Source organism: Chroococcidiopsis sp., assembly GCF_051657925.1.
Lineage (GTDB): Bacteria > Cyanobacteriota > Cyanobacteriia > Cyanobacteriales > Chroococcidiopsidaceae > Chroococcidiopsis.
Genome location: NZ_JBOFLP010000206.1, coordinates 40,097 through 65,774 on the forward strand (window position 1 = coordinate 40,097; position 25,678 = coordinate 65,774).

At 44.0% G+C, this 25,678-nt stretch carries 20 protein-coding genes; 11 read left to right on the forward strand and 9 right to left on the reverse strand.

What is annotated here, in order from left to right; genetic code table 11:
- Positions 1 to 15: 15 nt before the first annotated feature.
- Positions 16 to 951, reverse strand: coding sequence for an ATP-binding cassette domain-containing protein (locus ACRC32_RS16505; protein WP_438554990.1), 936 nt, complete (start codon positions 949 to 951; stop codon positions 16 to 18).
- A 503-nt stretch (positions 952 to 1,454) separates the two neighbouring features.
- A complete protein-coding gene (locus ACRC32_RS16510) occupies positions 1,455 to 2,093 on the reverse strand; it encodes a DJ-1/PfpI family protein (RefSeq protein ID WP_438554991.1) in 639 nt (212 codons plus the stop codon).
- 507 nt (positions 2,094 to 2,600) lie between these two features.
- Here ACRC32_RS16510 and sbcC point away from each other — a divergent pair.
- Both sbcC and ACRC32_RS16520 read left to right on the forward strand, forming a co-directional pair.
- Positions 2,601 to 5,627 carry an exonuclease subunit SbcC gene (gene sbcC / locus ACRC32_RS16515; RefSeq protein ID WP_438554992.1) on the forward strand — a complete coding sequence of 1,009 codons (3,027 nt, stop codon included), beginning with the start codon at positions 2,601 to 2,603 and terminating at the stop codon, positions 5,625 to 5,627.
- 269 nt (positions 5,628 to 5,896) lie between these two features.
- Positions 5,897 to 6,385: a gamma-glutamylcyclotransferase gene (locus ACRC32_RS16520; protein WP_438555006.1), complete on the forward strand. Its 489-nt coding sequence runs from the start codon at positions 5,897 to 5,899 to the stop codon at positions 6,383 to 6,385.
- Here the strand turns inward: ACRC32_RS16520 and ACRC32_RS16525 are convergent.
- From ACRC32_RS16525 to ACRC32_RS16535, 3 genes are all read right to left on the reverse strand, one after another.
- On the reverse strand, positions 6,353 to 6,604 hold the full coding sequence (locus ACRC32_RS16525) for a hypothetical protein (RefSeq protein WP_438554993.1): 252 nt from the start codon (positions 6,602 to 6,604) through the stop codon (positions 6,353 to 6,355). The two genes, ACRC32_RS16520 and ACRC32_RS16525, sit on opposite strands and share 33 nt — an antisense overlap.
- The gene (locus ACRC32_RS16530; protein ID WP_438554994.1) at positions 6,555 to 7,427 is read right to left on the reverse strand and encodes a sulfurtransferase; all 873 of its coding nucleotides are present in this window, start codon (positions 7,425 to 7,427) and stop codon (positions 6,555 to 6,557) included. Before ACRC32_RS16530 ends, ACRC32_RS16525 begins: the two co-directional genes overlap by 50 nt.
- A 609-nt stretch (positions 7,428 to 8,036) precedes the next feature.
- The gene (locus ACRC32_RS16535; RefSeq protein ID WP_438554995.1) at positions 8,037 to 8,855 is read right to left on the reverse strand and encodes a prohibitin family protein; all 819 of its coding nucleotides are present in this window, start codon (positions 8,853 to 8,855) and stop codon (positions 8,037 to 8,039) included.
- 228 nt (positions 8,856 to 9,083) lie between these two features.
- Between ACRC32_RS16535 and nfi the strand changes: the two genes are divergently transcribed.
- The 5 genes from nfi (at position 9,084) to ACRC32_RS16560 (ending at position 14,957) form a co-directional block, all read left to right on the forward strand.
- Complete coding sequence (nfi, locus tag ACRC32_RS16540; RefSeq protein ID WP_438554996.1) at positions 9,084 to 9,749, forward strand: deoxyribonuclease V; 666 nt, start codon at positions 9,084 to 9,086, stop codon at positions 9,747 to 9,749.
- Between the two features lie 112 nt (positions 9,750 to 9,861).
- Positions 9,862 to 11,808, forward strand: coding sequence for a protein kinase domain-containing protein (locus ACRC32_RS16545; protein WP_438554997.1), 1,947 nt, complete (start codon positions 9,862 to 9,864; stop codon positions 11,806 to 11,808).
- A gap of 71 nt (positions 11,809 to 11,879) precedes the next feature.
- Entirely contained in the window at positions 11,880 to 14,033 is a 2,154-nt protein-coding gene (locus ACRC32_RS16550; RefSeq protein WP_438554998.1) for a cation:proton antiporter, read from the forward strand.
- Positions 14,034 to 14,100: 67 nt separating this feature from the next.
- Positions 14,101 to 14,607: a hypothetical protein gene (locus ACRC32_RS16555; RefSeq protein WP_438554999.1), complete on the forward strand. Its 507-nt coding sequence runs from the start codon at positions 14,101 to 14,103 to the stop codon at positions 14,605 to 14,607.
- Positions 14,608 to 14,774: 167 nt separating this feature from the next.
- The gene (locus ACRC32_RS16560) at positions 14,775 to 14,957 is read left to right on the forward strand and encodes a hypothetical protein (protein ID WP_438555000.1); all 183 of its coding nucleotides are present in this window, start codon (positions 14,775 to 14,777) and stop codon (positions 14,955 to 14,957) included.
- 114 nt (positions 14,958 to 15,071) lie between these two features.
- Here ACRC32_RS16560 and ACRC32_RS16565 read toward each other — a convergent pair whose 3' ends face one another.
- From ACRC32_RS16565 to ACRC32_RS16575, 3 genes are all read right to left on the reverse strand, one after another.
- Positions 15,072 to 15,479 (reverse strand): response regulator transcription factor, encoded by a 408-nt coding sequence (locus ACRC32_RS16565; RefSeq protein ID WP_438555001.1) that lies wholly within the window; start codon positions 15,477 to 15,479, stop codon positions 15,072 to 15,074.
- A 212-nt stretch (positions 15,480 to 15,691) separates the two neighbouring features.
- Positions 15,692 to 17,863, reverse strand: coding sequence for a polyphosphate kinase 1 (gene ppk1 / locus ACRC32_RS16570; protein WP_438555002.1), 2,172 nt, complete (start codon positions 17,861 to 17,863; stop codon positions 15,692 to 15,694).
- Positions 17,864 to 17,901: 38 nt separating this feature from the next.
- Positions 17,902 to 18,126 carry a hypothetical protein gene (locus ACRC32_RS16575; protein WP_015154758.1) on the reverse strand — a complete coding sequence of 75 codons (225 nt, stop codon included), beginning with the start codon at positions 18,124 to 18,126 and terminating at the stop codon, positions 17,902 to 17,904.
- A 186-nt stretch (positions 18,127 to 18,312) separates the two neighbouring features.
- Between ACRC32_RS16575 and ACRC32_RS16580 the strand changes: the two genes are divergently transcribed.
- The 4 genes from ACRC32_RS16580 (at position 18,313) to hisB (ending at position 23,923) form a co-directional block, all read left to right on the forward strand.
- Positions 18,313 to 18,897, forward strand: a complete 585-nt coding sequence (locus tag ACRC32_RS16580; RefSeq protein ID WP_438555007.1) for a YdeI/OmpD-associated family protein — start codon at positions 18,313 to 18,315, stop codon at positions 18,895 to 18,897.
- A 167-nt stretch (positions 18,898 to 19,064) separates the two neighbouring features.
- On the forward strand, positions 19,065 to 21,122 hold the full coding sequence (locus ACRC32_RS16585) for a sensor histidine kinase (protein ID WP_438555003.1): 2,058 nt from the start codon (positions 19,065 to 19,067) through the stop codon (positions 21,120 to 21,122).
- Positions 21,123 to 21,387: 265 nt separating this feature from the next.
- Positions 21,388 to 23,088 carry an SLBB domain-containing protein gene (locus tag ACRC32_RS16590; protein ID WP_438555004.1) on the forward strand — a complete coding sequence of 567 codons (1,701 nt, stop codon included), beginning with the start codon at positions 21,388 to 21,390 and terminating at the stop codon, positions 23,086 to 23,088.
- A 202-nt stretch (positions 23,089 to 23,290) separates the two neighbouring features.
- A complete protein-coding gene (hisB, locus tag ACRC32_RS16595) occupies positions 23,291 to 23,923 on the forward strand; it encodes an imidazoleglycerol-phosphate dehydratase HisB (protein WP_039716810.1) in 633 nt (210 codons plus the stop codon).
- A 39-nt stretch (positions 23,924 to 23,962) separates the two neighbouring features.
- On the opposite strand, the gene ACRC32_RS16600 is transcribed toward hisB, so the two are convergent.
- Positions 23,963 to 24,769 carry a mechanosensitive ion channel family protein gene (locus ACRC32_RS16600; RefSeq protein ID WP_438555005.1) on the reverse strand — a complete coding sequence of 269 codons (807 nt, stop codon included), beginning with the start codon at positions 24,767 to 24,769 and terminating at the stop codon, positions 23,963 to 23,965.
- Positions 24,770 to 25,678 lie beyond the last annotated feature (909 nt).

Here is a 25,678-nt window from a genome sequence, read left to right on the forward strand (position 1 = left end):
CCACTCCTCGCTCCTCTACTGTTCCATCAAGCTTAAGAAAACCTCTTCCAGCGTAGGGCTGACTTTGCGAACTTCTTCTACTTCTACTCCAGCTTGGACTAACATTTTGACGATGGGAGCAGAACTGATGAGTTGATGTAGGGAAATAGTTAAGCGATCGCTCTCATTGTTAATTTTAGAAATGTCAATCTCAGCAATGAGCGGTTGAGACTCTAACCAATCGATCGCATTCGCTGTAAATCCACGTCCGATAATTTCTAGTTTGGGATTGCCAGCTTGCAATCGCAACCGATCGGGATGTCCTACTGCTAAAAGTTTACCTTGACGAATCACGCCGACTTGCTGACACAATTTTTCGGCTTCTGCCAAGTTGTGAGTCGTTAAGAATACTGTCACTCCTTCCTGCGCTACCATTTCCTGAATGTTGTCGCGCAAAGCAGCAGCAGCGACGGGATCGAGTCCGATGGTGGGTTCGTCGAGAAAGATTAATGGCGGAGAATGTAACATCGCCCTAGCGATCGCGAGTTTTTGTTTCATGCCCCGACTCCATTCTCCTACTCTTTGATGGCGGCGCTGCCACAAACCCATGTGTGAAAGTAATTCTTGAATCCGCGCTCGCCTTTTGGCTGTAGGAATGCGCCAAGCTCGGGCGTAAAATTCTAAGTTATCTTCTGCGCTGAGTCGTTCGTAAAGTCCTGGGTGTTCTAGCAAAGCACCCGTGCGCTGGCGAATGGCGTAGGAGTGGGTACGGCAATCGAAACCCAGCACCTCAGCTCGACCAGCCGTTGGCTCTAAAATTCCTAGTAGAAGCCTAATTGTCGTGGTTTTACCAGAACCATTCGCCCCCAAAAAGCCAAACACAATTCCCTGTGGAACTTCCAGCGATAAGTTGTCCAAAGCCGTGACACTACCAAAACTCCGACACAGTTGAGTAGTCCGAATTGCATTCATTGCTAATTATCGAGCGCTAATTGCTCATTGTTAACTCAAATGCCTACTATTAGCCATTAGCTATGAACCATTAACCAATCTGTAAAGTGTCCCTCTATACTGTTTTATCCCAGAGGATCGTCTAATCTAAAGTTGTGTGTGAGGAAATGGTAATAAAGAAAAAGCTCTTGGGGTCGAAACACGGCAAGACTCCCAGGAGCTTTTTCTTTAACCGAGAACTGACAACTGATAACTGATAACCAATTTCTAAAGTGTCACCCGCTACTGTTTTCTACTAGAGGAGTAGCCTAAACTAAAGTTGTGTGTGAGGAGTGGTATTAAAGAAAAAGCTCTTGGGGTCGAAACACGGCAAGACTCCCAAGAGCTTTTTCCATTGTGAGGCAACAGATAATGCTGCCACTGCTCGACTTCTAATGCTTAGCCATAGCGATCTACACTTCCCACGAACTAAGAATCATTCTTTAACTTTGTTAGTGAGAGTTAGAATCCCCAACTTTTACCTGCTAACTTTTACTCGATAACTGCTCCCTGCTCCCTGTTCCCTGCTCCCTGCTCCCTGATAAATGCTCGATTTTGGTTCCCAGCAACTTGAGAAATTCTGCTAACCAGTTAGGATGAGCGGGCCATGCGGGTGCTGTAACCAAATTACCATCCACCATTGCTTCGTCTGGAGGAATGTGAACGTATAAACCACCAGTTTTCATCACATCGGGTCCGCAGGCTGGGTATGCAGTACAACTCTTACCTTGTAAAACATCGGCTGCTGCTAGGACTTGTAAGCCGTGACAAATTGCCGCAATTGGTTTGTTGGTTTGGGCAAAGTGGCGTGCGATATCCAAAACTTTTTGATTTAGACGGATGTATTCTGGCGCTCTACCACCTGGTATAACTAAAGCGTCGTAGTTTTCGGCTTTAACTTCATCGAAGGAGGCGTTTAAGGCAAAGTTATGTCCTGGCTTCTCGCTGTAAGTTTGGTCGCCTTCAAAATCGTGTATCGCCGTGCGTACCTTTTCCCCTACTTTTTTATCAGGACAGACAGCATGAACTGTATGTCCTACCATCTGTAGCGCCTGGAATGGAACCATGACTTCATAATCTTCTACGTAGTCACCAACCAGCATCAAAATTTTTTTCGCCGTCATTGGTTTAGTCCTCCTTTGTCATTGGTCATTGGTCATTTGTCTTTCGTGGCAAGTGGTCGGTCTCAAATTTTGACTTTTGACTTCTGACTTTTGACTTTTGACTTCTTTTTTCGTTTATTATCCGCGATCTGTTAGCGTGCTTTACTTAGGTAAAGTAAAAACAAGTTGTGCATCTCTCTAATCGGGATGAACTATGAGGGATTTGCTTTTACTACAACTAAGACGTAGGTTGATGTTATAACCGATAACTAATGGCTAATGAGCAATAAGCGATCGAGAATAGTAATTGGGAGTCGACAGTCGTAGGGGCGGTTTTTTTGAAGATACTCGTACTAAAACAAATAGATTTACGATTAAACCCGCTCGTACAGGAGTCGAAAAATTATCGATCGCAAATGACGAATGGCTAATGACGAATGACGAATGACGAATTTTTACTACAATAAACTAGGTAACAGTGCATCTGTACTGTTATTTCTAGATCGAGGGTGTGGTGCAGTAGCCTAAATGATTCCAGTCCAACTTATACTCAAAAACTTCCTCAGTTATCGCGAGACGACTCTTGATTTTAGCGGGTTACATATTGCCTGTATATGTGGCTCGAATGGCGCGGGTAAATCGTCTCTACTCGAAGCAATTACCTGGGCGGTTTGGGGTCAGAGTCGTGCTGTCGCCGAAGATGATATTATCCACTCCGGAGCTAAAGAAGTACGGGTTGATTTTCTGTTTTACAGCGATCGCCACAAATATCGCGTGATTCGTACCCGTTACCGAGGACAAAGCAGTTCCCTAGAGTTTCAAGTTGAAACGCCACAAGGCTTTCGCTCGCTAACTGAAAAGGGAGTTCGAGCCACTCAGTCATTAATTTTAGAACACGTTAAGCTGGACTACGAAACATTTATTAACTCAGCTTATTTGCGTCAGGGACGAGCTGATGAATTCATGCTCAAGCGCCCAAACGAGCGCAAAGAAATTTTGGCGGAGTTACTCAAACTGCATCGTTATGACGAACTAGAAGAACGGGCAAAAGATCTGTCGAAATCTTTCCGCGCTCAAGCCGATCAATTAGAACAGGCTTTGCAATCGCTTGCCACCCAACTACAACAACAAGAAGCGATCGCCACTCAACTAGCAGAAATTGAAGCTCAAGTCAACCAGTTGCAGCAGGAACAAGCTTTTGATGACATTCAACTCAAAAGCTTACAAGTCATTCGCAGCCAACAACAAAACTGGGAACAACAATTAAGTTTCCTCAAACAGCAATCTCAAAATCTAACGGTGGATCGCGATCGCCTCCAACAAGAGCATTTCGCGATCGAGTCTCAACTGGCAGCTGTAGCAGAGATTTTAGATCGAGAGCCGGAAATTCAAGCCGGATACCAACACTATCAAGATCTCTTAGGGCAGGAAGAAGAATTCAGCACTAAATTTCAGGAATACAGCCACGCCCAACAACAGCACACTCGATTACAGCAACAACTCGTACAGCAAGTCAACGAACTTCAGCGCCAATTACAACGTGCTGAAGGTCAACTAGTTATCTTACAACAGCAAGAACAGGAAACCCAACAAGCTCTGAGCAAATCGGCAGAAGTAGAAGCAGGAGTCTTACAACTCGCCGCCGCCCGCGATCGCTTGGCAATTTTAGATCGGCTGCAACTCCAAGTCTCTCCTCTGATCCAGCGGCGTAATACCCTGCAAGCTCAAATTGATAAAGTCCAAGCGCGGTTAACTGCGAAACTCGAAGAACTGGAAACGCAACAAATTACCTTGAGCCAGCAGCAATCGACTCAGTCACAGTTACAACAAACCGCGACAGAAGTAGCAGTCCAAATCGAGCAGCTAGAGAAAGATAAAGTCTATATCGAACGGGTACGGGAAAAAGGACAGGAACGCCGCCATTTTTTAGAACGCCTGCAAGAGCAACAACGAGAATTTGAAAAGCAATTAGGAGAAGTCGAGCAAAAAATTCAGATGCTGTCCGTACCGGATGCGGTATGCCCCTTGTGCGAGCGTCCTTTGGACGAACATCATTGGAACCGCGTAGTAGACAAAACCAAAGAACAGAAAAGGGATACTGAAGAACAATTTATAGTTGTCCGAGAACAACTGGTAGTCACGGAAACTGAAATTCAAGAACTGCGACGACGATATCGGGAAGTCGCGCAGAAACTTACCCAATACGATGCTTTACGAGAGCAACGGGGACAAGTCATCGCACAACTATCTGCTAGCGATGAGTTGCAAAGTCGCTTAGAACAAATTGCAGCGGAAAAACAACATCTAGAGCGATCGCTAGCCCAAGGAGACTACGCTGCCGATTTACAGGCAGAATTAAACGAACTCAATTCTCAACTTCAGCGACTCAACTACAGCGAAGAAAGCCATGCTTTAGCACGGAGTGAGGTCGATAAATTGCGATGGGCAGAAGTGCGACAGGCACAAATTAAAGATGCTCAAAAGCGACAGGCACAAATTATCGCCCGACAACCGGAGATGAGAACGCAAATTGACGATTTGTCTCAGCAAATCGAGCAATACCAAGTTGAGTCTGAATGTGCCAAACAAATAGCCGCGATCGCCGATCGGATTGACGAAATCGGTTACGATCCGGATCGACACAGCGCCCTAAGAACGGCAATTCGACAAGCCCAAGCGTGGCAATTGAGCTATCAACAACTACTCTCAGCTCAAGAACAGTATCCTCAACTAGAGCAGCGATCGCGCGATTTAGCTGAAGCCGTACAAGCCAGAACCGCCGAACGGCAAGTTCTTGCCGTTCAGATTGAAGAAGTTATTCATAAATTAGAACAGTCTCCCAACACCACAACTGAAATTCAAACTCTAGAATCGCAATTGGCGTTTCGTCGCCGCCAACTCGACGATCTCCTCAGTCAGTTAGGACGCTTGCAGCAGCAATCTCAGCAGTTAGCCGCAATGCAGGCTCAACAAGAACAACAGCAGCAACAGCTCCAAGTCGCTCGTCGGCAACAGCGAGTTTATCAAGAATTAGGGCAAGCGTTTGGTAAAAATGGCATTCAAGCGCTGATGATTGAAAATCTGCTGCCTCAACTAGAAGCAGAAACCAACCAATTATTAGCACGGCTGTCTGCCAACCAGTTACATGTCCAATTTATTACCCAAAAAACCGGACGTAGCGGACGCGCAGCGAAAAAAAATGCCAAAACGATCGATACTTTAGATATTTTAATTGCCGATGCACGGGGAACCAGACCTTACGAAACCTATTCTGGGGGCGAGGCATTTCGGATTAACTTTGCCATTAGACTAGCGCTAGCGAGATTGTTAGCCCAAAGAGCAGGAGCATCTTTACAATTATTGATTGTTGATGAGGGGTTTGGCACGCAAGACCAAGAAGGTTGCGATCGCCTAATTGCCGCAGTCAACGCGATCGCTGCTGACTTTTCTTGCATTCTGGCAGTGACACACATGCCCTACTTCAAAGAAGCTTTCCAAGCCCGTATCGAAGTCGTCAAGACTCAAAATGGTTCTCAGCTGAGTTTGTCAATGTAAGGGAGCGCACGAGCAGGGGAGAAGAGAGCAGAGGGGCAGAGGCAGAGGAGCAACTACCAATTACCCATTACCCATTACCAATCAACGGTTAGCCTATCAAGTTATGTGACTTTAGGCTAAAAGTCTGATAATATGATGCTAATAGCAAGTAATATCATGAGCTTATGAGCAGGCTAGGACAGTTGCAAGAGGTAGCAAGCACCGATGAAACTATCGGTAAAAACGCGATCGGCAATGCCTATTTGAGTCAGCAACAGCAACGCGAACCGATGTTTTACTATTTTGCTTACGGCTCTTGCATGTGTCCGGTAGATTTAAAGCGATCGCTCGGTGAAAAAACACACGTATACGCGATCGGTCCTGCGACTCTCAAAGGCTACAGGTTGGGCTTTTATTCCTACTCTCCGTTGCGAAACTCTGGTGTATTGGATGTCGTCCCCGATGAAACAGCCAGCGTGGAAGGGGTATTGTACATGCTACCAAAACGCCTGAGCCAAGCCCTCGATCGCCGTGAGGGAGTCTCCGAAAATTGGTATCGTCACGAAAGAATCAGCGTTCATAGCCGAGAACGTATCTACAAAGGCGTGAGGACATACGTTGTCGTGAATAAACTAACAACAGAGATGCCCCCGAACGACTGGTATTTTGATGTAGTTCTTAGAGGTGCAGTGACCTGCGGCTTATCAGAAAAATATTGCTGGCAATTATTCAACCGTATGTATCAACTACAAAGGCAATTGGTAATGGGTAATGGGTAATGGGTAGTTGGTAGTTGGTAGTTGGTAGTTGGTAATTGGTAGTTGGTATTTGCTCCCTTGCTCCTCTGCTCCTCTGCCCCTCTGCTCCTCTGCCCCTCTGCTCCCTGCCCCTCTGCCCCTCTGCTCCCTGTGCTCCCTGCTCCCTGCTCCCTGCTCCCTGCTCCCTCTGTTAACTGTTAACTGATAACTGATAACTGTTAACTGGTTTGCCTGTCTCAATTGGCAAAGATGGATCGCGAGACCATTCATTCCAAGAAGCAAAATAGTTTCTCACATTTTTAATTCCCGCTTCTTGAAGGGCGATTAAGGTGTTGGAGGCGCGAGAGCCTTTGAAACAGTAGACATACACCGTTGACTCTGGAGTAATGCCCACCTTCTCACACATCGCTAAAATTTCTTCTTTAGAACGAAATGTAGGAATTTCAGCGTTGGGAACCATAAAGTCATACCACTCAATCCAAACCGCACCGGGAATCCTACCTTTGCGGGGACAGAAATCTACACCATAGGGAGAAGAACTCTCACCCATCCACTCATCGCGATCGCGCACGTCTAACTTGATAATGGCTGGGTCGTCCAAAGATTGCAACATCTGTTCTGTAGTCACCATAATTGCCGGATCGATGTCCATCACAAACGTTGTTGGTTCTGGCGTAGGAACTTCCGCAGTTGTCGGCAACCCCATCTTCAACCAAGCTTGATAACCGCCATGCAATACGGATACTTGCTGACAACCAAAATACTTCAGCAGAAAGTATCCTCGACAAGATTGTCCAAAGCCTTTATTCATTGCCTCTTCGTAGATGACAATCTTTTCTCTACCTGAAATACCAGCTGCGCCTAAAAGTTTGGCAAATTCCGCGTGCAGGCTATTCAATCCTTCAGGTGTAGAGGCAGCTAAATAAGTAAAAATCTCGCGAATATTGACTGCGCCAGGAATATGGGCAATTGCGTACTCTTCTGGAGCGCGAGTGTCAACGATCGCTATTGGCTCCTGCTGCACTAAAGTCGCAAGTTCTTCTGGAGAAATCAGCGGTTTCATTGTTTTGCCTTATTCCTATTTGATTTGGACAATCTTACGGACTTAGGGACTCACTCTGAAGCACCACAGTCAAGTGAAATGGGCAAGCGGGGCTTAACGGTCAGCACCCGCACCCAGTAACTAATGCATTCCACCAAGACTGGTGCTATTAAATAGAACGTTCTATCCACTAACTAGTATTAAGGCACCTAGCGCAAATAAAAAGTGTCTCACTATACCAGTTGATTTATATCTTTAGGAATAGGCATTCATTTTACGTAGAATAAAAGAAAGTTAGGTATAAATGTTTTTCTGTAATTTTTAAATATAAATAACTAACATAGGAGCTTACAGCCACTCAAGTAAAAAATCTTGTATAAAAAGTTTCCCAATCGAGAGAATTTAGACGAAGAGTACAAGAGATATTATGAATGTAAGCGAAAATTTAAGTAACAGTTATCAGTTGTCAGTGTAGAGACGTTACATGTAACGTCTGGATAAAATTGTCAGTTATCAGTAGAAAGTGGCTAGTGAAAGCGTGGCTGGTGACTAGAAAAGATTCCAGCCGCTAATTACCGGTTCCACCAGCTACTCTTTAGCAACCAACAACAAACAATCAAGCGCTCATCATCATTTTTTATTGTTCAGATCGGCAGGATTGATATTTATTAAAGGTAGACTACTGTTACCGCTCACGACTGTAGGAAAATGCCCATCCCATTTTTCAATTGCTTGTTTTTGCAATATTTCTGGAGTCAAAGTAAGTCGCTGCAATCTTTGCGCTTCTGCTTGTCCTTTAGCACGGTTAACCTCTGCTTGTGCTTCTTTTGTCGCTTTTAAGGCAACAAAATCTGCTTGCTTGGCTTCTTGTTCGGCAATTTGTTTTGACTCAATAGCTTTGCTAAACTCTGGCGAGAAGGAAAAATTCACTAGAGAAACGTCGTCTACCATGACTCCATAATCTCCCAGACGAGATTTTAGAGCATCGTCAATTTCTGCTTTTAAGTCTGTTCTTTTGGTAATAATTTCTTCCGCAGTTTTTTTTGCAGTTGCCGCTTTGAGAACTTCAGAGACGGCTGGAGTAACGATCCCGTCAACGATTTGTTCTTCATCCCCGACTCGTTGAAAAATCTTATTGACCTGTGTAGGATCGATGTGCCAGTTAACAGCTAGTTCTGTGGTGACTTTTTGCAAATCTTTAGAAGCAGCATCAGCATTAAAACTACTTTTCTGAACGCGCACGCTCAAAGTTTTAACCGTGGTAACAAAAGGTATAATCACATGTAATCCTTCATCCAGAATTCCCTCTTGAACTTTGCCAAATTGCATCATTACGCCTCTTTGACCTGCATTAACGATCGCAAAAGGACGAAAAATAAAGGCAATAATTAATAAAACGATCCCGCCAGCAAAAGGCAAACTTGTTTTAAGATAATCGCTGTTTCTCATAAATCAGTTATTAGTAGAGAGTGGCTAGTGGCTACATGAAAAGTCCAATCGCTGTCTACTTATTGATTCAATTACTAAATACCAATCATTCATTACTAATTTCTACTGTTTAGCTTTAATTGTATTAAGCACTCAAATAATATAATTTGGGGAAAATTGCTAAAAATCTTAAGATAAGCCTATCCCTGGAGCGCGATTCGCTGACAACTGATAACTGACAACTGATTCATGAAAATTAACCAACGCCATACTTGGACTTTAACTACAGCAGAAGCGATCGCAATTCAAGAAAAATTACGAGGTGAAATTATTACTACAGATAAAATTCAGACACCGATACAGTATGTTGCAGGCGTAGATATGGGTTTTGAGGCAAATGGTACGATAAGTCGAGCTGCGGTTGCCGTGCTGAGTTTTCCCAGTCTGCAACTCCAAGAAACAGCGATCGCACGTCGTCCGACAAGTTTTCCTTATATCCCAGGATTCTTATCATTTCGGGAAGTTCCCGCCGTTCTCGATGCTCTGGAAAAAATTAACATTACGCCCGATATAATTTTGTGTGACGGTCAGGGAATTGCTCATCCGCGCCGATTCGGGATCGCTTGTCATTTAGGGCTAATTGTGGATATACCAACTATAGGCGTAGCCAAGTCTCTACTGATTGGCAAACATCAAGAAGTCCCAGAAGCACGAGGTAGTTGGCAACTATTAACCGATAAAGGAGAAACTATTGGTGCAGTACTTAGAACCAGAACTGGGACAAAACCACTATATATTTCTAGCGGGCATCGAGTCAGCTTAGCCACCGCGATCGATTATGTTTTGCAATGTACGCCAAAATATCGTCTGCCAGAAACTACCCGCATTGCCGACAAATTAGCCTCGTCAAAGTGAAGATAAGGCAGAGGGCAGATGACAGTGGTAAAAAGAAGACGTATTTTGTGTTTAACTGCGATCGCCTGCTTCGTAACAATATGGACGCTCTGCTGTTAGATAAAATCAACTAATGCTAGGTACACTGCTAGACGGGCGCTACAGCATTATCAGCCAATTAGGACGCGGCTACTATGGGGAAACCTACCTCGCTGAAGACCTGCGCAGAATGAAAAGACAGTGCGTGGTGAAACGCTTGAAACCAGCAAGCAACGATCCAAATACATTACGAGAAGCAAAACTATTATTTGATTCTGAAGCTAGAGTTTTAGAAAGTTTGGGAAGAAGACACGAGAAAACTCCAGACTTACTCGATTATTTTATTGAAAACGAAGAATTTTATTTAGTACAGGAACTCGTTGAAGGTTATCCCTTAAGTACGTTACTGGCAGACGGTCAGCGGCTACCAGAAGCGGAGGTATTCAATCTGCTTGTAGATGTACTAGAAATTTTGAATTTTGTCCACCAGAGTCAAGTCATTCATCGAGATATCAAACCCAGTAATATAATTCGACGACACAAAGACGGGAGATCGATTTTAATTGACTTTGGGGCAGTCAAGCAAGTTAATACTCAGATAGTTGTTGGAAACGGACAAGTTACTTTCACGCGCGCGATCGGCACACCGGGATATATGCCAATCGAGCAAGCCAGAGGCAGACCGCGTTATGCTAGCGATATTTATGCGCTGGGAATGTCGGCAATTCAAGCTTTGACTGGAGTTGCGCCAAGCGAATTAAGCGAAGATGCAGATGGGGAAGCGATCTGGCGCGATCGCGCCCAAGTTTCACCTCACCTAGCAGCAATTTTAGATAAGATGGTGCGTTCCCAAATAAGCGATCGCTACCAATCGGCAGACAAAGTACTATACGACTTACAACAACTCCAACGGTTTAGTTCTACTCCTACCCGCAGGCGATCGCTACCACCAATTAGATTACATCCGCGCAATCTCAGCGCTTTAGTTGCAGGTGGTGCAACTCTTCTACTTTTTTTAGTTGGAACTCAAATCTATGCCTACAGTCGATTTGGAGTATTTCCAGCCGATGTATTTGCGGTGATGCGGAGTTTACCGAGCAGCTTACTACTAGAAAGATCGACAGGTGGACGTTCAGTTGATGCTCACCGCGCTCCTCTGAGTGTAAACGCGCCGATTTTTACTAACTATAATTGTGTCACCTTCAGCCCTAATGGGCAAACCTTCGCTACTGGTAGCGGTGATGGGTCAATTAAGATTTGGAATTTCAACACGAATAAACTACAGCGTCTTTTGACCGGACACTCAGGTCACGTCCATTCCCTGGCGATAAGTCCAGATGGAGAAATTCTGGCTAGTGGGAGTGGCGATCGCACTATCAAGTTGTGGAATCCTCACACGGGTAAACTGATCCAAACTCTCAGTGGCGGATTAAACCATGTTAATTCAGTGGCGATCGCGACCGACGGACAAACTTTGGCAAGTGGGAGCAATGACGGAATTGTCAAGCTATGGAATTTGAATACAGGTCAATTGCTGCGTAACCTCAACGGACATTCCGGCGATGTCAATGCTGTTGCTATCAGCCGAGATGGACAAATTCTTGCCACTGGTAGCAGCGACGAGACGATTAAGCTGTGGAATCTGAATACAGGTAAATTGATTCGGACTCTCAGTGGTGCTGGTAACGTGTTTTCCCTAGCTACGAGCAACAACGGACAAATTGCTAGTGGCAGTAGTGATGGGATAATTAAGCTGTGGAATCTGAATACAGGTCAGATCGTTCGTACCTTGAGCAGCGATCGCAGCGTAGTAACTTCTGTTACTATCAGCCCTGATGGTAAAACACTGGCAAGTAACAGTAGCGATCGCGTTGTCAAGCTGTGGAATCTGGAGACAGGCACGTTACGCCGCACCTTAATTGGCTACGTGACTGGAAATGCAGAATATTTTAATGCCGTCGCCTTCAGCCCCAGGGGACAAACATTAGTCAGCGGGACTGGTAATGGCACAATCGATGTTTGGCGCGTACCCCCGCAGTAAATCGCTAATTAGTTGACACTACAGAGATGATTAAAAGATCATCATAGGGGCATCTGCTGCTGGAGGAAGTTATGCACGCAGTCATTCTCGTTTTAATTGAAGTGCTGATCGTCATAGCACTCTCGCGGATTGTGGGAATGGGATGTCGCTGGATCAAGCAACCGCTGGTCATAGGCGAAATCATCGCGGGAATTATGCTTGGACCCTCGCTATTTGGTCTAATTGCCCCAGATCTTGCTGCAGCTTTATTTCCATCTGAAACGCTTCCTTACTTGAACGTGCTGTCTCAGATCGGACTGATCTTTTTCATGTTTTTGATTGGCTTAGAGCTAAATCCTAAATACTTGAGCGGACAGTTAGATATAGCAATTCTTACTTCTCACGTCAGTATTTTAGTGCCTTTTTCTTTAGGGACGCTCTCAGCCATCATCCTCTATCCTCTGGTATCTGATGGGAGTGTCTCCTTTACTGCTTTTGCCCTGTTTCTGGGCGCAGCAATGTCAATTACGGCATTTCCAGTCTTAGCGCGGATTATTACCGAGAATAACTTGCAGCGATCGCGCTTGGGTACGCTGGCGCTAACGTGTGCGGCAGTAGATGATGTCACGGCTTGGTGCGTCTTGGCAGTGGCGATCGCAGTTGCAAAAGAAGGTGATTTTGTCAAGGCTATTCCGACAATTATTGCGGCGATCGTCTATATAGGCTTGATGGTGACAGCAGGGCGCTGGTGTTTACGGTATCTTGCCAAACTCTTTCATCGTACCGGACGTTTGACGCAATTTCTCTTAGCTTGCATTTACATGGGGGTGGTAATCTCTGCTTTAATTACCGAAGTCATTGGCATTCACTTGATTTTTGGGGCGTTCTTAGTCGGTGCAGTCATGCCCAAAGACCACGATCTGGTGCGGGAGATTGCCCAAAAGACAGAAGACTTCGTTTTAATCTTTTTACTCCCCGTCTTTTTTGCATACAGCGGGATCAGAACCCAAATTGGTTTGCTCAACCGCCCTGAATTATGGCTGTTGTGTTTATTAGTTCTAGTAGTGGCGATCGCGGGAAAGTACATCGGTACTTATGTAGCGGCGCGTGTCAGTGGCATCGATAAACGAGAAGCATCAGCATTGGGTTGGTTAATGAATACCCGTGGCTTGACAGAGCTGATCGTCCTTAACATTGGTTTGAGTCTAGGTGTGATCTCGCCTTTACTATTTACCATGCTGGTAATTATGGCATTGGTGACAACGTTTATGACCTCACCGTTGCTGGAATGGACGTATCCGAAACGACTGATTAAATTAGATTTGGTAGAACCAGAACCACAGCAAGCAGGTGGTATAGAGCCTGTAACTCCGGCGTATAGAATTTTAGTCCCAGTAGCAAATCCCAGTACTCAACAAGGACTGTTGCAATTAGCAGCAGCGATCGCTGGCGGGCAATCGTCTTCTGCGATCGTCCATCCGCTCAGTTTGATTGAAATTGAAGAAGACTACGCTTTCCAAAGCACTCCAGAAGCCGCTGACAGGTTAATTCAAGAGCGCTATCAACAGCTAGAAGAATTAATCCAAACTCTAGAACCACCGTCAATACGCTCTCTTATTCATCCCATCGTGCGCGTCAGCAACGACGTTGCGAGAGCTACAACCGAGATTGCCAAACTTGACAGCGTTAGTTTAATCGTTGTTGGTTGGCATCGTCCGGCTTTTAGTAACAATCGATTAGGCGGGCGTGTCGGTCAAATTCTCAGCCTTGCTCCAGTAGACGTAGCCGTATACATCGATCGCGGCAAACAAAACGTAGAATCGCTGCTAGTGCCTTATATTGGCAATATTCACGATGACCTAGCGTTAGTCATAGCTCTACGCCTGCTAGCGAATTGCGACACGGCATTTTTGTCAGTACTGCAAGCAACACCAGCGACACCAGCGCCAAGCGAGTTCAGTTACGAGTTACGTAATGTTATGCAACAACTGCCGCAGAAAATGCGCGATCGCATTTCTATAATTCAACCAAAAGAAACTTCCGAACCGATTCTAGCAGTCGTAGAAGCATCAGCCCGTGTCGATTTAACCATAGTTGGCATGAGTCGCGCTTGGGGAATCGAACGACAAACTCTAGGCAGGTATACAGATGAATTAGCAATCCAGTGTCAATCTTCCTTGCTAATTGCCCGTCGCCATAGTCAAGTCAGTTCTCACCTTGATTGGGGAGCAGGGAGCAGGGAGTAGGGAGCAGGGGAGTAGGGGAACAAGACAATTCTAGTCACTGTCAACCGTCAACCAACAACCAATTGTCATGAAAAACCATTTCAACCTCAAATCTTTAGCTTTTTACGGTATTGCAATTGGTTCGGTCTTACTGTTATTTAAAGTTGTTTCTGCGTATGGTGAGGCTAATCTTAAAGCACAAATATCAATTCAAGGGCGTTATCTGTTGTCTCTCGACCAAAATTTGCCTGATTGTCTAGAGCTATCAAACTTGGTGTTAGACATACAGCAATCTGGTATTTACTTAAACGGGTCTTTATTATTAGCAGAGAGTAGCTCGCACAAGGCTAGAGTTGGAGAAAAAAGACCAACTCTCACAGGAAAACTAAGCGATCGCACCTTGCAGTTAACTGGTAATGTCCCTTTAGCAACAATCTGTCGCCGACCTGTAGCAACAGTTGTAAATGCGATCGCGATTTCTAGTCAGTTTCAGTCAGAAAGGATAGCAGGTAAACTCAGTATGGGTACGACAGCTAGAGAAATTGCTTTTACTGCTAAACGACTAGAATCTGGTGAATCAAATAGTAGGGAGTAGGGAGCAGTAATCAGTAATCAGTAATCAGTTGTCAGTTGTCAGTTAACATTTGTCAGTAATATGTGAAGCGTAATGGGTGGAATAATTATAACTTTTAACTTTTAACTTTTGGCTTTTGACTTTTGATTTCTACTACAATAAGGGCAGAATCAAACAAGGACTCAACGATGGATATTGAAACTTTGAAAGCAAGAATTGTGTTACTTAAAGAAAAACGCGAATCATTGTTACGCTTGTTAGAACAACCTAACTTAGGCACACTAAGAATAGATGTCAATCAAGCTTTAGAAGAAATGGACGACTTACTTGATGAATTTAAGCGCACTTTTCCTAACAACGCGACCAACTAATCTATTATTTCCTGCGCTCTAAAGGAAAAGCACCGGAAGCCGATTTCTAGAATCGCTTTCCAGTGCTAACAAATCATATTGCCCGCTCCGAACTCATCTTGTTCAAACCATTGTTTACGAGCGATTTATTTCTTGTTGTTTTAATTCTTTAATGATATTCATCAATTCTGGAGTAGCAATGTCTTTCTTGCAAATTGCATCAAAGCAGGCAATTGCTTGACGGTCGTGGAGTTTTGGATCTTCTACAGAAGAATAAGCAATAATTTGAGTCTTTGGCTGAATATCTTTAATCTTGGCAGCAGCACTCCAACCATCCATAACTGGCATTTGCAAGTCAAGCACAACTGCATCTGGATGAAAGCGCTGCGTCATTTCTACAGCTTCTTTGCCGTTACTGGCTAATCCTACTAGTTCTAAATTTTCCTGGTGAGCGATCGCTAGCTTCAGAGTGAGACGAGTAAGTTCGTGATCGTCTACAACCAAGACTCTGACAATGGAAGGTTCGCAAGATAACATCAGCATTTTAAACCGAATAAGATTACCAGGACGGACGATCGTAAACTATTGATTTTCACAGTATATTTTTGTTCAAGGTAAAATTACCTCTGTCCTACGATGGAATGTAGGGAGGACTGTTGATAGTTGTTAATTGTTAGTAAAAGATAAGGGGGACAAGGGAGACAAGGAAGACGATTCAATTCATAATTAAACCACGCATCATGCACCACTCATACTTAGTCACTGGTTGTCCCAGGGTTGAGAGCCATTTCCATAAATATCTTCTGAGAACTCGATTGGGGAGTATCAGGGGCAGGACGGCGCTGAATGTAACGTCCATCAGGCTGTAAGTCCCAAGCTTGGCGATTATCGGCAAGCATTACTCCGAGAATTTCTTGTAAATCTTTGGCAAGATGGCGATCGTCAATTGGGGTGACAGCCTCAACCCTGCGATCGAGATTGCGCGGCATCCAATCAGCACTGCCGATATAAATCTCTTCTTCCCCATTGTTGTGGAAATAGAAAATACGGGAGTGTTCTAAAAAACGCCCAACAATACTTATAACACGAATATTCTCGCTTACTTCCTTAAGTCCAGGTAGCAAACAACACATTCCGCGGATAATTAGATCGATTTGCACGCCAGCGCGAGAGGCTTCGTAGAGGGTAGCAATAATTTGCGGATCGACCAAAGCATTCATTTTCGCTACGATCCGACCAGTACCACCATTTCTACAGCACTCGATTTCGCGCTTAATTAAAGCCACCATGCGATCGCGCAAATTAACTGGTGCAACCAATAGCTTGCGATATGATTGTTGGCGCGAATATCCAGTTAAGTAATTAAATAAGTCTGTCAGATCGGCTCCCAATTCCTCCCGACAGCTAAAGAGTCCCATATCAGTATAAATTCTGGCTGTTTTGGGATTATAATTACCCGTGCCGATATGGACGTAACGTCGGATGCGATCTGTTTCCCGCCGCACGACCATAACGATTTTCGAGTGAGTTTTCAATCCGACAACGCCATAGACTACGTGAACTCCAGCTTTTTCTAACCGTCGTGCCCAGTAAATGTTATTCTCTTCGTCAAACCGCGCTTTGAGTTCCATTAAAACTGCGACTTGTTTACCGTTTTCAGCGGCGGCGATCAAAGCGTTAAGAATAGGGGAATCGCCAGAGGTGCGATAAAGCGTCATTTTAATCGCTAAAACATCCGGGTCGTGAGCGGCACTACTAATAAACCGTAGTACGGTGGAGGAAAAAGAATGATATGGGTGGTGAACTAAAGCATCCTTTTCTCGAATCAGGCTGAAAAAATCAGTTCCTTCTTCGGTATCTGCTAAAGCAGGATTGAGGCGTTGCAAACGTGGAGGAACGACGGATTTCCAAGGCGGATCTTTCAGTTCTGGTAGCGGTAATGCCATAAATGACATTAAATCTCCTAGTCCCAATATGCCATCAATTTCGTAAACCGCCCTTTCTTCTAAATCGAGTTCTCGTAAGAGTCTATTACGTACTAAGTCTGGCATTTGAGAGTGAATTTCGAGCCTAACTGCCGATCCACCAATACGGCGCTTGCGCAGTTCTTGTTCGATCGCCAATAATAAATCGTCGGCTTCGTCTTCTTCCAGTTCTATGTCAGCGTCGCGGGTAATCCGAAACAGGTGATATTCTAAAATATTCATCCCTGGAAACAAGGATTCTAAGTTATGGGCGATCGCTTGTTCTAGAGGTACTCCCGTCCAATGCGCGGGTTTGTCATGGTGTTGTACCCGCAGTTCTTCTGGAAGCGGCAAAAATCGCGGTAAGACTTTTGGCACTTTCACCCGTGCAAATAATTCTTCTTCCGTCACTGGATTTTTCATGACTACAGCTAAATTCAAGCTGAGATTAGAAATGTGGGGAAAGGGGTGACTCGGATCTACAGCAAGAGGGGTGAGGACGGGAAATATTTGTTCGTCAAAGTAATGTTCCAGGTACGTCCGCTGTTCCTGGTTCAAGTCCATGTAATCTAAAATATATATTCCCTCTCGGGCTAAAGCGGGTCTGAGGACTTGCTCGAAATGGCGGTGTTGTTGCGATACCAAGGGACGCAGGCGTTGAGCAATTGCTTCTAGCTGTTCTTCTGGGGTGCGTCCGTCAGGACTGAGTTTGCTGACTTTAGCCGCTAGTTGCTGGCGTAAAGCTGCTACGCGCACCATAAAGAATTCATCTAAGTTAGAGCTGAAGATTGCTAAGAACTTCAATCGTTCTAGTAAAGGCGATCGCGGATCGCAAGCTTCATGTAAAACTCTATTATTAAACTCTAACCAGCTTAACTCGCGGTTGAAGTAGTACTGCGGATCTGCGAGATTAATTTCAGTAGCAATTTCTTTTGTAGTGGTTGTTTTTTTAGTTCTAGGCATAGAAGTTTTGGCTGCAAAGCTAGAATGGTGGCGCTACTTTATAGAGGATAGTCAACTCCGAATGCCTCGTCCTCTATCCCCCGCCACCATTCTCCCAGATTCATCAATCCTTGGTGTATGTCTGCCAACTCTTTAGCATATTCCTCTGGGGTGAGTAGGTGCGATCGCTCTTGCAGCTTCTTCAGGCGCAATTGCAATAGCAGCCAGGGTTTAGATATACCATCTGTGCTTTCGATGTAGCGCGCTAGTTCTTCACTATTCATGAGTTTTAATTGTAATTTAACCAAATGGTAATAAATTTTTAACTCTGTTGAGATGTTAGCGCGTAGAGGCGATCGCTTTTAGGCATTATTTTATTAAACTTTTAACTGCCTATCTTAAACTTTAACTGCACAGTTTTTTTATATTTTCCTTGCGCTCGGTTTTTATTTATGGGGAATACCCAATATATGCCAAACTTCGATCGCGAACTGGAAACCTTTTATGCAAAAAACCGTCAAGCATGGCGAGAATGGTTAGAAAAAAACCATAACAGCTCTAATGGTATTTGGTTGATGTACTACAAAGTTAAGAGTGGTAAGCCTAGTATTCGATATAGTGAAGCAGTAAAAGAAGCTCTATGCTTTGGCTGGATTGATAGTAAAGTACAATCTTTAGATAAAGAATGCTACCGACAAATATTTACACCTCGAAAACCAAAAAGTGTATGGTCAAAATTAAATAAGCAATATATTCAAGAACTTATAAAACAAGATTTAATGACTGAAGCTGGTTTAGTAAAAATTAGAGCAGCAAAACAAGACGGTTCGTGGAATACTTTAGATGCTATTGAAGAGTTGATTATTCCAATAGACTTACAGCAAGCACTATTAGGAAATGAAATTGCTAACGAATATTTTGGAGCTTTTAGTAACACGGTAAAAAAGAATATATTATTTTGGATAGCTAGTGCAAAACGTCCAGAAACGAGATTGAGAAGAATCGAGCAGACTATTAGCTCAGCAGCGTGTAATAAAAATCCCTTATTGAAATAAAAAAATATTGAGATTGGCGATCGCAACTCATTGCCAAGATAAACAGCGATCGCATTTGTAAAATAACTTAACTAGCTACTAAAAATTTGAATAGTTTCTACGTTCTCAACTTAAAATCTACTAGCTGACATGGGGAATAATAAGCAAGAACTAGCATAATTTTATCCATGAAGCTGCTTTCACACTTTGGGTGGTTGAGAACCGCAAGCGGACTATCTCATCCAGCATATAGAAGAATGCCAATGCAGTTAGTATTGGCAGTGCCGTTTATGCTGCATATTATGGCAACAGTCGGATTAGTTGGCTATTTTTCTTTCAAAAACGGTCAGCAAGCAGTCGATCGCCTTGCCGATCGCTTAATAGATAAAGCTGGCGATCGCATTCAAGATCGTCTCTCTGCTTACTTTGCAATTCCCAAACAAATTAATCAAATCAATTTAGATGCAGTCGAATTAGGTTTGCTCGATTTACAAGACTTCGATCGCACCGGACATTACTTCTGGAAGCAAATGCAGGTATTCAATGTTGGTTATATTAATTATGCCAATATCCAAGGCGAGTTTATTGGAGTCGAACGCCTGAATAACGGTCATTTACTCATTAATGAAACTCTGAAAACAGCACCTAGTCGCCAATCTATTTACACCACAGACAATCGAGGAAATCGCCAAAATTTAAAGAAAATTATTAGTCATATTGAACCAGTGCAACAGGAGGGTTGGTATGCAGATGCAGCGAAAGCAGGTAAACCCGTATGGAGTGCAATTTATCAGTGGCAAGATAAACCAGAAGTTTTATCAATTTCTTCTAGCTATCCCGTACGCGATCGCCAACAAAAATTGATTGGCGTGATTGGAGTCGATCTCATTCTGTCACAAATTAGCGATTATTTACAGCAATTGCCAGTCAGTTCGTCGGAACAAATTTTTATTATCGAACAGAATGGTTTATTAGTAGCTAGTTCTAGTTCCGATCGACCGTTTGCGATCGTCGATCGCCAAGCACGAAGAATACATGCAGTCAATAGTCCCGATCCGGTAGTTAGACAAACTACAGAGTTTGTGCTCAAAAAATTTAACAATCTAAATGGAATTCAAACCGACCTGCATTTCGATCTGAAAATTGCAGGAGTGCGGCAATTTGTTTGTATTAAACCATGGAAAGATAACTATGGTTTGAATTGGTTAATAGCGATCGTCATGCCTGAATCAGATTTCATGCAGGATATTCACGATAATAACCGCACGACAGCCGTGTTATGTTTGACAGCTTTAATTATAACCACTGCACTGAGTACACTTACATCTCGCTGGATTACAATTCCAATTCGACGCTTAAGTCGAGCCAGTCAGGTATTAGCGCAACAAGCTGCGACCGGAGATTTCAAGAATACCAATTTCGAGCAAAAATCTGTAGAAAATATTGACGAACTAGCGGTACTATCTGACTCATTCAACCAAATGGCAGCTCAATTACAAATATCTTTCACTGAAATCACCACTAAAAATTTAGAAGTCGAGCAAGCTTTAGTAAAAGAAAAAGAACTGAGCGAACTTAAATCTCGTTTTGTCAGCATGACTTCTCACGAGTTCCGCACCCCTTTAACGGCAATTTTATCCTCTGCCGAATTACTCGAAGACTACGGTACAATTTGGCACGAAGAGAAAAAACGCCACCATTTACAGCGGATTCAAACTCAGGTTCAGCACATGACATTCCTATTAAATGACGTGCTCGTGATGGGTAAAGCCGAAGCGGGGAAACTTGAATTTCGACCAACTCCAATAGATTTATTTCAATGGTGTCGGAGTTTGGTCGAAGAAATTCAACTCATAACAAAAACCCATGAAATTGTATTTCATTCTCAAGGACAAGCAGAAATCGTACGGCTAGATGAAAAACTATTGCGACACATTTTAACTAATTTACTATCAAATGCAATTAAATATTCTCCAAGTGCAACTGAAGTTAATTTTGATTTGATATGGGAGCCAAACCAAATTATATTTCAAGTTCGCGATCGAGGGATCGGTATTCCTGCTTCAGATTGCAAGAATTTATTTGACTCGTTTCATCGTGCTACAAATGTAGGCAATATTGCAGGAACGGGTTTAGGATTAGCAATTGTAAAAAAAGCTGTCGAAACTCATCAGGGAGAAATTTGGTTTGAAACACAAGTTGGTATGGGAACTAAATTTATCGTTGCGATTCCTCTGGTCAGTTAACAGTTATCAGTGGTTAGGATTGCTTCCTCTACTTCCTCTGCTCCCTCTGCTCCCTCTGCTTCCCTGCTTTCTGCTGTACGATCGCCACTCCTCCTTGGCTCAGCTAGTAAGAGCGTATTTTTTATAGCGTTTTTTTCTAACGTTAAATGAAGTTTTACAAAGCTTGCCTAAGTGTGGCATAATCCACTCTCAAGTTCGCTCATGTCGATCTTGCATACCTATACTGAATATCTAGTAAATTCCATATCTGGCAACAAAACATAAAATGGTGAAGTCTAGAAAACAGCAAGAAATTGCCTATATTTCCACACAGAAATCTACACGTATGTCTAAAGCAATTACCAAGCCAGTTGCAGGCTTAACGCTTTTTGCTCTAGTGGCGATGGCTTGTCCAGCGCCAATAAAAGCGCAAGAAACAACCAGTCCCGCTCGCCCAGCACCTGCTCGTCCGTCTTTACCGACAACCAAGCCCGTACCTCAACCAAATGTAGCACCTAGTAATAATACGGCTCCAACCACTACCCCGGTAGCGCCAGGAAATAACGCAGCTCCACTTCCCAATGTAGCTCCAGCAAACGCTCCGGCGACAGCTCCAGCAGCCAACCAACCCGTCCAAACACCAGTAGATTATGCTCTTGGGGGTGGCGATCGCATCCGCATTAACGTGTTTGAAGTGCCGGAATATACCGGAGATTATCAGATTCCCCCTGGTGGTCAGTTGTTCTTGCCTCTGGTCGGACCTGTAGACATTTTAGGGTTAACCCAGGCAGAAGCAGCAGATGCGATCGCGGCAAAGTACTCTCGCTACTTAAAACGCCCTCTAGTCACAGTGAGTCTAATTTCCCCACGTCCAATTAACGTTGTGATTGCGGGTGAAGTTGTCCGTCCTGGCTCGTACACCGTGGGCTTGCAAGGTGGTGCAGGTGATAATCCAGGGGTACAGTATCCTACGATTGTTGGCGCGTTGACTTTAGCAGAGGGAGTCACTCTAGCAGCCGATCTGAGGCAAGTGCAGCTCAAGCGCAAGCAGGGACTGGGACCGGAGCGAATTATCAATCTGGATCTGATGGAACTGGTAAGAAAAGGTACTTTGCCACAAGACATCACTTTACGGGATGGCGATACAGTCTTCGTACCTACGGCGACTGAAGTGAATATGGCAGATATTCGCGCCTTTTCTAATGCTAGCTTTGCTATGGCTTCCAACCGTCCCCGTACCGTCACAGTTGTAGGTGAAGTTAATCGTCCTGGTTCTTACGTAATTATTGGGGGTGGAACTGCTGCTGCTGCTGCAACTACCCCAGGTAACACCCAAGGAGGGGGCGGCGGAGCGATTGACGGTGGCGGAGGTGCTGGTGGCGGTTTGCCGACAGTCTCACGGGCGATTCAGCTGGCTGGAGGTATTACAAGTTCGGCTGACGTGCGAAACATTCAAATCCGTCGTCCGACCAGAAATGGCGGCGAACAAAAGATGACCGTGAGTTTCTGGAAATTGCTGCAAGGAGATCCCAACCAAGATACGATCGTTCAAGAAGGTGACACCGTCGTCGTTTCGACGGCAACAAACATCAGCCCAGCAGATGCTACTGCCTTAGCAGATGCAAGTTTTTCTCCAGCGACAATTCAAGTTAGCGTTGTGGGAGAAGTCAAAACACCAGGACTAGTCAACTTGCAGCCCAATACGCCGCTTAACCAAGCGCTGTTGACAGCAGGAGGATTTGATAACGCCCGTGCTAGAAGGGGTTCGGCAGATTTAATTCGTCTCAATCCTGATGGTACAGTCACGAGTCGCCGAGTCAAGCTTGATTTTTCTAAAGGAATCAACGACGAAAATAACCCAACTATGCGTGACAACGACATTATTGTCGTCAGACGTAATAGTGCGGCGGGGGTTGGTGACGCAATTGGCGCTGTATTCGGACCTGTCTTGAGTCCGGTGCTAGGAATCGTGAATATATTGAGATAACGTTTTGAGATAACGTTGAGTTCGATCGCGAGTAGGGTGTGTTGTCAACACACCCTATTTATTTTGTGTAGTAGCAATATTTACCCAACAACGCTAAACATAATGAATGGCTAGAACTATTAACAGTAAGATGAAATAAGTAAAAATTGAATCTAATTTGAATTTAATTTACTTCCCGCTCCCTACTCCTTAAATTTCAGTCATGCAGATTAGCGATCGCCCCTCAATTAACGAACTCACATTTGCCGCACGGACTGCTTCTGTCCGCCGGACTACAGGCGAAACCGATGTCCAAGTAACGCTGAATTTAGATGGAACAGGTAAATGCACTGCGGCGACGGGAATCCCATTTTTAGACCACATGCTGCATCAAATAGCTTCCCACGGACTATTCGATTTGGAAGTCAAGGCGACAGGCGATATTGAAATTGACGACCACCACACGAATGAAGATGTGGGAATTACCCTCGGGCAAGCTTTTCACCAAGCTTTAGGCGATCGCAAGGGCATCATCCGGTTTGGGCATTTTCTCGCCCCCTTGGATGAGGCATTGATTCAGGTTGCTTTAGATTTTTCCGGTCGTCCCCATCTCAGTTACGGACTACAAATTCCCACCCAACGAGTCGGAACCTACGATACTCAACTGGTGCGGGAATTCTTTGTAGCACTGGTTAACCACAGTCAAATGACGCTGCATATTCGTCAACTCGACGGGATTAACTCTCACCATATTATTGAAGCAACTTTTAAAGCTTTGGCGCGATCGCTCCGCATGGCTGTAGAAATCGATCCGCGTCGGGCTGGTAATATTCCTAGTTCTAAAGGCGTGTTGTAATTATTGTAGAGACGTTACGTGTAACGTCTCTACAAATTTCTAATTATTCCGAATGGCATAAAGTTGTTCTGGAGCAGAAAATCCAGCTTCGCCAAAGCTGTCGCGGATCAGGCGGTTGGTATCAAAATAAACCTGCCAGTAGTCGGCATTATTGCAGTAAGGACGTACCGCTAACACGGGACCCGCTAAATTAAATTCTAGAATTTCTACATCTGGGGCAGGATTAGAAAGAACGTTGGGAATTCGACTCAGCCGTTCTTTTAACATGGCGATCGCGGCATTATGATCTGTGTTGTGGTTGAGTTGAGCCACTAGATCGACGCGACGATAAGTATTTGCCGAAAAGTTTTGAATATTGTCGGAAAAGATTTTGTTGTTGCCTACAACCGTGTGTACGTTGTCTAGAGTGTTAATCGTGGTGGCAAACAAGCCAATTTCCTGCACGGTTCCCGTCACGCCGCCAGCAGTAATAAAGTCACCTACCTTAAAGGGTCGCAGAATCACGAGAAACGCGCCTGCGGCAAAATTCGCTAACAGTCCGCTCCAAGCTGCACCAATCGCCACACCAGCCGCCGCTAGTAAAGCTGCAAAAGAGGTGGTTTCAATGCCAAAAAAGCCCAGAATTGCCACGACTAAAATAATATTCAGCGTGACTTTAACCGTAGCTACTAAGTAGCTCAAAATTGTTTTATCAACTTTTTGGTGCTTGAGGCTGCGGGATAAAAGGCTAGCCGCAACGTTAATCAACCATCGACCAACAAGCCAAAAAACAATTGCACCAATGAGCTTCAACCCTACTTGAGTTAGTGTTTGCGAAGCTGTCTGTACAATTTGCGCTATGTCCATATTTTGTATTTAGAAAAAATTTGATGACTATCCAAACAGACTTAGGTTTTCGTCTTGGCTAGATATTCCCATGTCATCCCTCTGCGGGTATACTTATTCAACTTTTTTTAAGAAATAGCAAATTTGCAAGTTAAATTTCTGTTTAAAAATAAATTTATAGATGGCAACAAATGCAGAATTCTTGTTTCAAAAAAATACAAATATTGGTTACATAGCAATACTTTGGTACGATTTGTGTCTATATTTGCGATACAAAGAGCAACTTTTAAGGTAGTTGTTAAAATACTGAATCTTATGTGTAAAAATAGCTACTTACTGCATGTTGCAACGCAAGTGTAAGGCAGGCACTACCCACCTTTCTAGAAAGGCTTTTTTGTGTAGTCCCCGATCGCTCATCTAATGAAGGATACTGGAATCAGAAATTTTCCCATTCTGTCAATATATTTAGATTGGTTTCCTAATTCAACTGATGTTCGTTTTTGAATCAACGTTTTTGAATAAAATTTCAGGTGAAGTCAAATTTTTGCAGTATCGTCAACCCTTTCGGGACATGCAAAATTCGCTCATTATCAATTGCCGGATTGCAATTGGTGAGAATCTGAACTCACCATTATCTTGTTGACCAGCAAATCTTCAATTCTGGGTCGGGTTTGTACCCTCTGAAATTTTGAATTTTGAATTTTGAATTGCTCCTCTGCTTCCTCTGCTCCTCTGCTCCCTGCTCCCTACTCCCTACTCCCTACTCCCTTTCAAAGTAGATATGATATAAAAGTCGATAAATCTTAAAGTTTATTTATTTTAATCAATGCTGATTTCCGCGTCTGGCTTGTCCAAGGTAAAAGACTCGTTAAAAGAAAAGATTTTCTTCGGTCAAGAACCCAGTACGGAGTTAATCGCAATCCTGACTGT